General features: G+C 43.1%; 9 protein-coding genes. 6 read left to right on the top strand and 3 right to left on the bottom strand.

Translation table 11 applies throughout. From position 1 onward, the window contains the following. Positions 1-304 precede the first annotated feature (304 nt). Positions 305-1,969, top strand: coding sequence for an ammonia-forming cytochrome c nitrite reductase subunit c552 (locus K5Q92_RS00675; protein ID WP_220767127.1), 1,665 nt, complete (start codon positions 305-307; stop codon positions 1,967-1,969). A 120-nt stretch (positions 1,970-2,089) separates the two neighbouring features. On the opposite strand, the gene K5Q92_RS00670 is transcribed toward K5Q92_RS00675, so the two are convergent. After that, a complete protein-coding gene (locus K5Q92_RS00670) occupies positions 2,090-3,073 on the bottom strand; it encodes a tetratricopeptide repeat protein (RefSeq protein ID WP_220767126.1) in 984 nt (327 codons plus the stop codon). 448 nt (positions 3,074-3,521) lie between these two features. Here K5Q92_RS00670 and K5Q92_RS00665 point away from each other — a divergent pair, with 448 nt between their 5' ends. The 5 genes from K5Q92_RS00665 (at position 3,522) to K5Q92_RS00645 (ending at position 7,816) form a co-directional block, all read left to right on the top strand. Continuing rightward, positions 3,522-3,878 carry a hypothetical protein gene (locus tag K5Q92_RS00665; protein WP_220767125.1) on the top strand — a complete coding sequence of 119 codons (357 nt, stop codon included), beginning with the start codon at positions 3,522-3,524 and terminating at the stop codon, positions 3,876-3,878. Between the two features lie 314 nt (positions 3,879-4,192). Next, on the top strand, positions 4,193-5,293 hold the full coding sequence (locus tag K5Q92_RS00660; RefSeq protein WP_220767124.1) for a hypothetical protein: 1,101 nt from the start codon (positions 4,193-4,195) through the stop codon (positions 5,291-5,293). Between the two features lie 283 nt (positions 5,294-5,576). Further along, entirely contained in the window at positions 5,577-6,563 is a 987-nt protein-coding gene (locus K5Q92_RS00655) for a fimbrial protein (protein WP_220767123.1), read from the top strand. 252 nt (positions 6,564-6,815) lie between these two features. Beyond that, positions 6,816-7,271, top strand: coding sequence for a hypothetical protein (locus K5Q92_RS00650; protein WP_220767122.1), 456 nt, complete (start codon positions 6,816-6,818; stop codon positions 7,269-7,271). A gap of 38 nt (positions 7,272-7,309) precedes the next feature. Then, positions 7,310-7,816 (top strand): hypothetical protein, encoded by a 507-nt coding sequence (locus K5Q92_RS00645; protein WP_220767121.1) that lies wholly within the window; start codon positions 7,310-7,312, stop codon positions 7,814-7,816. A 116-nt stretch (positions 7,817-7,932) separates the two neighbouring features. Here the strand turns inward: K5Q92_RS00645 and K5Q92_RS00640 are convergent, their stop codons facing one another. Together K5Q92_RS00640 and K5Q92_RS00635 are read right to left on the bottom strand one after the other, a co-directional pair. Next, the gene (locus K5Q92_RS00640; RefSeq protein ID WP_259649447.1) at positions 7,933-9,576 is read right to left on the bottom strand and encodes a BCCT family transporter; all 1,644 of its coding nucleotides are present in this window, start codon (positions 9,574-9,576) and stop codon (positions 7,933-7,935) included. Between the two features lie 407 nt (positions 9,577-9,983). Then, positions 9,984-10,487, bottom strand: a complete 504-nt coding sequence (locus K5Q92_RS00635; RefSeq protein ID WP_220767120.1) for a glycine cleavage system protein R — start codon at positions 10,485-10,487, stop codon at positions 9,984-9,986. Between the last annotated feature and the right edge of the window lie 542 nt (positions 10,488-11,029).

Here is an 11,029-nt window from a genome sequence, read left to right as displayed (position 1 = left end):
CACCCACAGCTACCACTATCGTTATACCTATATAGGGGTATAAGTTAGATTTTTCTTATCCTTTTGATAACAAACTTTTAAAATTTTATTGATCCCCCTCACGTTGCAACTAATAAAAAGTTATTTATTAACCACCCTCATGATAATAATAAAAACGTCAAAAGGGTTACCCCACAAAATAATAGAAACAAAAAGAAAACAACCAAACAAATAAAGAAAAATCTAATTAAAACATTAATTCCACACCTGATGGAGTTAATGAAAAACTATAAAACTTAATAAAACAATAAAGTTAGGAGTTGTGATGAAACTACAAAAACTCGCAATAGCAGTTGCAGTAATGACGGCATTATCGGCTTGTAGTGATGACGATGATAAAACTAAAACCTGTCCAGATGGAATGGAACTCGATCCTGCTACAAATGAATGTATTGTAGTTCCCCCTGTCGAGCCACCAGTCGAGCCTCCTGTTACTCCACCAGAGGAGACTGACTATTACAACAGTGATAACTGGGAGGAAAGCTTCCCAGAGCAGTACAAGACTTGGGCACAGACTTCAGAAAGCAACCCTGCATCGGGTGTACCAACAGATCTACTCGAAGCAAATCCTAACCTAGTCAGCGCTTGGGCAGGCTATGGTTTTGCTAAAGATTATAATCGCGCTCGTGGTCACCACTTCGCCCTAACAGATATCATTAAAACTCTACGTACAGGTGCGCCAATGGTTGGCCACGATGGCCAAGTTGTTGGTGAAGCAATGGCTGCAAGCTGCTGGTCATGTAAAACAACTGATCTGTCACGTATGTATGATGAGGTAGGTGAAGGCAAATTTGCCGATAACGGCTGGTCGGTGTGGGGCGAGGAGATGTCTAACACTATTGGTTGTGCAGACTGTCATGAGCTAGGTGAAAACAGCCTACGCCTCAGTCGTCCTTATGCATCTCGTGCTATGGATGCAATCGACATGACCTTTACAGCTCAAGATCACGACAGCCAAGCAAGCCAAACTTGTGCTCAATGCCATGTTGAATACTATTTCGATGGAACAGACTCGAAGAAAGTTCGTTACCCATGGGATCATTGGGTACCAGGTGTAGAAACTGACTATGCAAATATTGTTGATTACAAAGGTGATGATGGTTTGTATAAGGGTTTTGCTGCAGAGGCCCAATTAGCTTTCTATGATGAAAAGAACTTTAAAGATTGGACTAACGCCATCTCAGGTGCGCCATCATTAAAAGCACAGCATCCAGAGTATGAGAACCTGTTAGATCGCACTGACCACATAATGGGTAATCATCTAGATTTCAGCTGTAATACCTGTCACATGCCTAAGGCAACCAATGCCGAGGGCGTTGAATACTCAAACCATAAAGTGACATTCGATGCCACTAAGCTACCTGAAAGCTGTACAGGCTGTCACGATGCAGCAGCATTCGAATCTAAGTTTGAAAAACGTAAAGCCGAGATCAACAAGCTACGTTTTGAAGCCGATGGTACAGATCCTCGCCTCACTGAAGCACACTTTAAAGCACAAGCGATTTGGGCAGCTAACGGTATCGAAGGTCTAGAAGCTGGTAAGACAATTGGCGAAGCGAAAGCGGCTTATGAGGCAGCGCTTGCAGCGGACAATACACTCGCTACCGAAATGACTAGCCTATTAACTAAGGTACGTAATGCACAATGGTTCTGGGACAGCGCAACGGCCTCTCACGGTATCTTTGCTCATAATCCAGAGGAAGCTAAGCGTTTGCTTACCAAAGCAAATACCATCTTAGATGCGGCAATAGTAGAAGCTAACGCACTACTTGCTAAGTACGATGCTGATTATACGTATGATGCAACTAAGTACGATACTAAAGCTAAGGTACAGCCTCTTGCCGGACTTAACTTAGAAGCGATGAAAGCGAGTAAAGAAGAGTTTATTAAGGAGCGCGTTGAGAAAGAATGGCCTGCAACACTGCACTAGCCATTAATCTAGTTCAATAAACCATCATCTCGAGCAATGCCGGTCTTCCCACAGACCGGCATTTTTTTAGTCCAGCCCTCATCTATAGTTAACATCACCGCCACAGAGCAATACTTCTGCTTACTGGCTGCTCTTACAGTGTTGAAATTGGCTGCCGATACAACGCTGACTTATGGCTTTGGCTTGAGCTAATTGCTGATCGCTAAGTTTAGGGGTTATCAATTTTAGTCGCTGTTTAGCCATTTCATTGCCCTGATAGCTGGCCGCATCTAACCAAATATAGATTTTGATAAAATCCGGCTCGCCATTAATACCGTTATACTCACTGGTAGCTAAATCAACTTGCGCTTCGGCCAAACCTAAACTTGCTGCTCGCTCAAGCCAACTGTTTGCTTTGACCGCATCGACCTCTCCAGCTCTGCCATCGATATACATCATGCCAAGCTGGTGCATTGCCGGCGCAAACTCTCGCTCCGCACCCACTTGGTACCATTGCAACGCCAGCTCAGGCTGGTGATAGTGCTCTAGATAGATCTTACCTAATACATAGGGCGCCTCGCTATGACCATTGCTACTACTTAGCTTTAGCCACTTTAGAGCTAAGGTAAGATTTTGTTCAGCACCGATCCCCTCCATATCCATGAGACCCAACATAAATTGCGCCTCATCTTGATAGCGAAGTGGTTGCTTATGTTCTTCTAGGAAGTGGCTTTGATTAGCCAGTTGCTCGTACCAGTAGCGTGCTAATTGAGGCTCAGGCTTTCCAGCCACACCTGCTCGATACATCTCTGCAAGTGAATACTGTGCCTCTGGCATGCCTTTCTCGGCTGCTATCCGATAAAAATCCATCGCACGCTTTTTATCAAGCTCCACCACAATACCCTTGGCGTACAGGTATCCCATATTAGTGGCAGCATCGACATCGCCTTGTGCAGCATTATCGATACACTTCTGGGACACACCATCAACGAGACCGGCTACCGCATAATCACACCAAGGATCGAAGATAGGCGCCGACACCTTAGGTGGCTGCTCTACAGGTTGCTGGGCGCTGCAACCCGTCAAAACAAGTATAATCAGTATGGCTAATGAAAAGCTCCGCATAAACAACCCACAAACAAAGTACAAAAAAATCTTAAATAACAGCGATAAGCGATAGCTAAACTACTCACTCTCTGTATTCATCGGCGGCCAACATAACCAATTTATCCCGGTGATGATTTAACGCTGTAACCACAAAGTGACGCTTATACTAATACCAATCAGTATAAGCTTCACACCTGCCTCAGCCCAAGCAAGTCTACTCGTCGATAAATGGCTAATTAGCCACAAAGCTCCCAATGCTCACTCAGTAAAAGCCTCTCAGTTCTCATTTATTACTTTAGATTGTAAATCTAGCAAATTGACAGCTAATCAAGGGGAACTATTCTTAGCACTCATAATCGAACAGTAAACACGCATTTTAAATGCAGCTACAAACCCTAAGCTCAGCTTGGCTCATAGCAATGCGCTAAGTTGAGTACAACCAACTATATCGATGAGGCTAGATTGAATGAATAAATTGAGTAAGCTATTAATTGGTTCCACCATTAGCATCGCGGCACTCGGCAGTGCAGCACAAGCAGGCGATCTTATCTGTAAAGTAAAAGGCAGTGATGATGTCATCATCAAGAATATTGAGATCCTTCGCTCCAACGAATCCCTAGTAAAAATTGACGGCAGTTATCGCTCTCCTGTACTCGGCAACATCTACCGCATAGACGGTGTTGATGGTCAAGACATTAGCGAAACCCCAACCTATATCGCTTATGGCCAATACCCATTGGCAAATCACGAGTTGCTGGCAACCGTACAAGTCGCCGACCAACCCGCCTTTACAGGCATGTGTACCGTCACTGAAGAGATGTAAGCTACAACAGCGTGACTCTTTATTACCCTACTTAGCCTGTTAACACCAAAACAGCACTTTGCACCTAAAGCCACGTGTCAAACTAAGATGGCTGCAAGTGTCTTAACTCTCCATAAATTCAATGATATAAAAACGCGCTTAGCTACCAAGCTATCTGCCAAGAGAACAGCCCCACTCCAGCTTATCGTTAACAACTTTAATAGCTTTTAATAAGTCTTAATTTCAGGGCGGCATGTTGCAATGATACCTTCGCTCCAATGGGTAAATTTAGCGGACGTTAAGTTCGTTTAGGCAACAGAGAAAAAGGCTATGATATGAAAACTGTGAATAAAAAACTCAACTCTGAAGTTTACAAAAATACATACATCAAACGTTTACTCCTCGTTCTTTTCATCGTACCTGCACTTTTAGTCAGTAGTGTAACCATCAGCACATTTAACGCCTACGCCGACCCCGACCCTGCAGGCCACACCCGATGCGCTGTATTAGGGCCAGGGGCAGATTTCAATCTACGTGCTGTAATCCAAGACAACAATATTGACCCGATGACCCCGATTGGCCAAGTGTTAACTACTATTGAAATGGAAGGCGGCGCATGGAACTTTAACTGCGCGCCATCAACCACTGGTAATGACAGGCTATATATTGGGGCTCATGGCTTTGGAGGATGGCAAGCGGCGCCTAGCCCTAACTCAGACGCGACTGTTTGCGCAATCCCGGGGCTATCAGGAATTGGTATTCGTCTTTATCAGCCAGATGGCAATAAAAAAAACTGTTATACAAATATATATTCGCCACGGCACCTCTTTGTTATTGATGACGACGATAACTTCGGCTCAGCAAGTTTCTCGCCCCTTGCCGAGCTGGTTCGTGTCGGCAATATAACTGCGGGTTACCATACACTCTCCAATATGACATTATCTACCATGGTGGCCCAATCTAACGTAGTCGACGTAAGGCATGGGACATTTAACCTAGTATTTACTAACCCCATCCTCGAAGCTCACCTGTGCACAATGGTTCAATTTAACGAGACCATCGATTTTGGCAGTGCAATTGCACGAGGCGATGAAGTCATTAGTAAACCCTTTGATGTTTGGTTAACCGACTGCTCTGGTGCAGCCTTAACTGAGTATAAAAATAGTGCAGAGTTAACTTTCGCATCATCACCGGGAAGAATTAGTCCCGATGGCACTCGGCTACATAACTGTGATGACGATGATTGCGCCGATGGCGCCTATATTACCTTTACAGACATTGAAGGAGATGCTGTTAACCTAAAAACTGGATATAGATTAAACGCCCAAACAACCGATAATGACTACAAACTCAGTTTTAGCAGTAATTTACATACTGAAAACACTACCGGAGGCAAAATTGACACCTCGCTCACGTTGGTCATTAACTACCTTTAATTGTTAAATCTGCCAATATTCCACTCTCAGCAGTACAGTACTGCTGAGATCCCCTTGTAATATCAATCTACTTATTAATTTCTCTAATAACCTTTAACAGCTTTTCATTCCACCCATAAAAATTTAGATGTTACCTTTCGACGACTAATCAACACTAAAAACATAAAAGCTAATGGAAAAAGGTGACGTTATGAAAAGGAAGTTCAGCTCCCAACACGCAAACCAACTTTTTTATTCAATTATACTGCTTACCATAACCTGCTTTGTTTTAACCAGCTTAGCTTTGAGTACAGCTAAAGTTTACGCTGGAGAGATTAATTTTAAGCGCTGTAAAGAAAAAGGTGATTACAATTTAAGAGCTGTCATCCAAGACAACAATATTGATCTAACAACTTCCATTGGCCAAGTATTAACCACAGTAGAAATGGAAGGCGGCTCATGGGATTTTACCTGTGATTCTCAAAGCAACCACGCAACCTTTGACAGAAACATGTATATCGGCACCGGCAATCATACTTGGTCAACACCTTGGTCATATGACAGCACAGTTTGCATCATCCCCGGCCTGTCTGGAATAGGCATTCGCTTCTATACAAGTAGCGGTAGCCCCAAAGTCTGTAATATATCAGTACCTAATGGGGGGGGGCAGATTGTTAAGTTTGACAGTGGCACAGTTCTCAGCGGCACAGCGAGCTACTCTCCCTTTGCTGAACTCATCCGCATAGGTGATATAAACGCGGGGAAGCATGTATTACCCAGCACAATGCCAATAGCACAAAAGTTAAGAACAGCCTCCAATGGTTATAGTTTTGACAATAAAACATTCAAGCTAGTGTTTACTAACCCCACCCTTGAGGCTCACCTGTGCACAATGGTTCAATTTAACCAGACCATCGATTTTGGCAGCGGGATTGCACGAGGAGATGAAGTCATAAGTAAACCCTTTGATGTTTGGTTAACAGACTGCTCTGGTGAAGCCTTAACTGAGTATAAAAATAGTGCAAAGTTAACTTTCGCATCATCACCAGGAAGAATTAGTCCCGATGGCACTCAGCTATATAACTGTAATGACGATGATTGCGCCGATGGCGCCTATATTACCTTTACAGACATTGAAGGAGATGCTGTTGACCTAAAAACTGGATATAGATTAAACGCCCAAACAACCGATAATGACTACAAACTCAGTTTTAGCAGTAATTTACATACTGAAAACACTACCGGAGGCAAAATTGACACCTCGCTCACGTTGGTCATTAACTACCTTTAATTCTTAAATCTGCCAATATTCCACTCTCAGCAGTACAGTACTGCTGAGATCCCCTTGTAATATCAATCTACTTATTAATTTCTCTAATAACCTTTAATAGCTTTTCATTCCACCCATCAAAATTTAGATGTTACCTTTCTACGGCTAATCAACACTAAAAACATAAAAGCTAATGGAAAAGGTGATGTTATGAAAAGGAAATTCAGCTGCCGCAATCAATCCACTTTTTTGCTCATACTCATGCTGTTAAGCATGAGCCACTTAGTTTTGAGTGCTGCTAAAGTTCACGCTGGAGAGATTAATTTTAAGCGCTGTAAAGAAAAAGGTGATTACAACTTAAGAGCTGTCATCCAAGACAACAATATTGATCTAACAACTTCCATTGGCCAAGTATTAACCACAGTAGAAATGGAGGGCGGCTCATGGGATTTTACCTGTGATTCTCAAAGCAACAACCAAGGCTTTGACAGAAGCATGTATATCGGCACCGGCAAACATACTTGGGGAAATTCTTGGCCAAGTGATAGCACAGTTTGCCTCATACCCGGCCTGTCTGGAATTGGCATTCGCTTCTATACAAGTAGCGGTAGCCCCAAAGTCTGTAATAGCAATGTACCTGATGGGGGGGATACATTGTTAAGTTTGACAGTGGCACAGTTCTCAGCGGCACAGCGAGCTACTCTCACTTTGCCGAACTCATCCGCATAGGTGATATAAACGCGGGGAAACATGTATTACCCAGCACAATGCCACTAACACAAAAGTTAAGAACCGCTTCCAATGCTAATAGCTTTGAGAATAGTGTATTCAGTCTAGTGTTTACCAACCCCACGCTCGAAGCTCACCTGTGCACTATGGTTCAATTTAACCAGACCATCGATTTTGGCAGTGGAATTGCACGAGGAGATGAAGTCATAAGTAAACCCTTTGATGTTTGGTTAACCGATTGTTCTGGTGCAGCCTTAACTGAGTATAAAAATAGTGCAAAACTATCTTTCACTTCATCACCGGGAAGAATTAGTCCCGATGGCACTCAGCTATATAACTGTGATGACGATGATTGCGCCAATGGCGCATATATTAGCTTTACAGACATCGAAGGAGATAACATCAATTTACTCGGTGGTTATCAACTCAATGCTCAAACAAACACCTCTGAAGATAAATTGAGTTTTAACACCAACCTGCACACAGAAAGTACCATCGGAGGAAAGATAGACACCTCGATAACACTGGTATTGGAATATCTATAAACGACAAACTTCGATAAAAAAGAGCCCCAATACTCATGGTATTGAGGCTCTTGAGTTACCTGTATAACAATAATTATTACAAGTGATGACTATTATAAATTTATGAGTTTATGAGTTTATGAGTTTGCCTCTGACGGCTTCACTTTTGACGACTGCGCTTGCATAAGTTCAGCTTTACCAAACTGCTGCTCCGCCATCACTTTAGCCATTTTGGGTGCTTGCCACAGTGAAGGTAGCAAGACAAATGACACGGGCACTGCAGTGATCACAATAAATGACTGCAAGGCCGAAATTCCACCCGAACCCATGGCAATTAATGCGATAGCAACCAGCCCCATTAATATGCCCCAAAACGCGCGCATCGCGCCACTCGGCTCGGTAGTTCCGCTAACAACCACACTAATGGTATAAGTCATCGAATCACCCGTCGTCACGATAAAGGTTGTTGTGAGGATCAAAAACAGTATCGCAATCAAGGTTGGCATTGGTAACTGTGAGGTGATCGCCAACAACACGCCTGGCAGGTTAAATCCTTCAAATGCTGCCGAGATCACCCCCGGATTAGCCAACTCGAAAGCTAGCCCTGAACCACCGACCACACTAAACCAAAAGCAGGTGATTAACGGCGCAATAATCGCTATCGACAAAATAAGCTGACGAATGCTACGTCCACGTGAAATACGCGCAATAAAGATTGCCATCATAGGGCCATAGCCTAAAAACCAGCCCCAGAAAAACACTGTCCACCAGCTTAGCCAGTCTGCATCACCACGATACAAAGACATAGGCACAAAGTTATTCACCATGCGCGCCACACCCTGTAAGTAGCCATCAACAATAAACCCCGTTGGGCCAAACAGTAAAATAAACACAATTAGCGCCGCCGCTAAAATAATGTTGTAACGGCTAATAAGCTGAATACCGCGACTTAAGCCACTTAATGCCGACAAGGTATACATGGCAATGGCAAACACCACCACTAAACTTTGGGTCATCAAGGTGTCTTGCACGCCAAATAACGCATTCAGCGCATAACTAATTTGTAAGCCTAGAAAACCAATAGGACCAATGGTTCCCGCGGCCACGGCTATAATGCAGAAGGTATCGGTTAAGGTGCCAATCCAACCTGTTAACGCCTTATCACCAAAGATTGGGTACAACAAGGTGCGTGGCTGCAGCGGTAAGCCTTTATCATAGTGTAAGTGCATTAGCACGATTGCGGCTAACGTGCCTAATATTGCCCAAGCGAGAAAGCCCCAATGCAAAAATGATTGTGATAAGGCATTAATCGCCAGAGTTCGCCCTTGTGCTTCACCATAAAATGGCGGTGCAGACACAAAATGGGCTATCGGCTCTGCAGCCGCCCAAAACACCCCACCACCTGCTAACAGGGTACATAGAATAATGGCCAACCATTTAAAGGTGTCCATCTCCGGCGCCTTGAGATTACCCAGAGTGACATCACCCGTTCTGGCAAAGGCTAGATAGAGGCCAATAACAAAATTAGCCAGCAATAGCACTTGCCAAAAGGGGCCAAACCATTGGGTAACTTTTGAAAATCCAACTTGAATAACGTTGGAGAGTGCGGAGGTATCGAAAACAGCAAGCAGTACGAAGAGAACTAGAAAGCCGCCACTTAACCAGAGTACTGGACTGGAGAAGGCGTTTACTGTAGTTGATGAACTTCGCTCGGGTGGATGGGCAGCAAGGTAATTTTCGTCTGTTGAGTTACGATCAACAGATTGTGTCAAATTCGACATTAAGTATTCGCTTTTGTCATCGCCAGCTATCAAATAAGAATCTGTTTATTAAGATATATTTTCAAGCTGAGCCGGTGAATTTTCCTCGGCTATTGCAAAGACAAATAGCGACTTTGTAAAGGTTGAGGCTGTAAAAGGGGCGATATTTTAACACATTCGAAAGTAGGAATAAAATCGGGCTAAGCAACAGGAAAGTCGTAGTGAATATTAGTAAGTAGTGGATTATTTTACTTCTAGCGCTATTTCAAGCGTTTAATCTGCTCACATATAGAATCATTAAATAGCAAATTAGAGCCTTAATAAGCACTTAAATTGTGGGGGTAATGGTTATATTTACGTAAGATAGCTTATTTTAAACCTGTGCATTCATTACGGCTCAAATGCACAGGCGCAATAACAGGAGTTGCTTAGATCTGACTCACTCTCACATCTTCACCTAAGCCTTCCAGTGACTCGATGACCCTCTGGCTGGTGATAGACTCTGGTATCGCAAGGGTTAAGGTTGAAGAAAACACCGCAGTCCCCATACCGATAACAGCTACTCTATGACTATCTAAAGATTCCAGTTCAACCTCAAGATCGGCCATAGCATTATCTATATCGCGTGTGAGACCGGGACGGTCATTACAATCAAATTGCAGTTTGACCTCTTGATATGCGCTCGGAGTGCGCTGAGCGACTAAGTCATAGGAAAAATACATTGCAGGGAAATGAGCCTCAAAGTCTGACTCAAGTTGAGGCAAAGATTCCGCCTCGATAGTCATCTCAAACAGAGCAGTAAAATGCCCGCCTAATTTAATGACCTTGCTCATCAGCCATTCACCACCATGTTTACGGGTGATCTCAGCCAATGATTTGATAATGCCAGGTTCCGTCACACCACTGACAGTGGTTACAAAAGTTTTCTTCATATGAAGTCCCCTCAATACAAAAGAACATACAGTGAAAACGAATCACTCGACATACAAGCTTATCGATAGAACCAATTTAGCACAGCCAGTGTGCTATACCAATCTCATTAACTGAACTTAACCTTTTTTTCGGTGTGATTATCCAAGCAGCCACACTTAAATAGGCTATACCGCCAAGAGAGTGGTTGTGGCAGCGGGTTGGGGGATAGAGATAGTTCACTCTGAATACTCGCTTCCTATCAAACTGGGTATGCTTGTGATTTATATATTAAATCACAAGCATACCGGCACACATCATCTATATATTTATATTAGGGTTTAATATTTTATTGGGATGGCTGTCTGAGCAGGTCTCTCCTACACGCCAAACTCGCAGCAACATTGTTACAATTGACTCGATTAAGGTTCATTTGTGTTATCGAGATGGATTATTTTAGTGTTACAGACAAATTTTATTAATTTTTTTGCGATAAAAAAAACATCAGAGAATCTTAGTTTTCGGTCAAAATTGTTCTATTTCGATCATAAAATATCAATAAGTT

This window comes from Shewanella sp. MBTL60-007 (genome assembly GCF_019654915.1).
Taxonomy (GTDB): Bacteria; Pseudomonadota; Gammaproteobacteria; order Enterobacterales; family Shewanellaceae; genus Shewanella.
The sequence above is the reverse complement of the archived record's forward strand: the minus strand, read 5'-3'. Positions and strand labels throughout refer to the sequence as shown.

Excerpts from the sequence above, each read along its gene's own strand:
- K5Q92_RS00675 (WP_220767127.1), top strand. The coding sequence starts at position 305 with ATGAAACTACAAAAACTCGCAATAGCAGTTGCAGTAATGACGGCATTA.
- K5Q92_RS00670 (WP_220767126.1), bottom strand. The coding sequence starts at position 3,073 with ATGCGGAGCTTTTCATTAGCCATACTGATTATACTTGTTTTGACGGGT.
- K5Q92_RS00665 (WP_220767125.1), top strand. The coding sequence starts at position 3,522 with ATGAATAAATTGAGTAAGCTATTAATTGGTTCCACCATTAGCATCGCG.
- K5Q92_RS00660 (WP_220767124.1), top strand. The coding sequence starts at position 4,193 with ATGAAAACTGTGAATAAAAAACTCAACTCTGAAGTTTACAAAAATACA.
- K5Q92_RS00650 (WP_220767122.1), top strand. The coding sequence starts at position 6,816 with ATGAGCCACTTAGTTTTGAGTGCTGCTAAAGTTCACGCTGGAGAGATT.
- K5Q92_RS00645 (WP_220767121.1), top strand. The coding sequence starts at position 7,310 with ATGCCACTAACACAAAAGTTAAGAACCGCTTCCAATGCTAATAGCTTT.
- K5Q92_RS00640 (WP_259649447.1), bottom strand. The coding sequence starts at position 9,576 with ATGTCGAATTTGACACAATCTGTTGATCGTAACTCAACAGACGAAAAT.
- K5Q92_RS00635 (WP_220767120.1), bottom strand. The coding sequence starts at position 10,487 with ATGAAGAAAACTTTTGTAACCACTGTCAGTGGTGTGACGGAACCTGGC.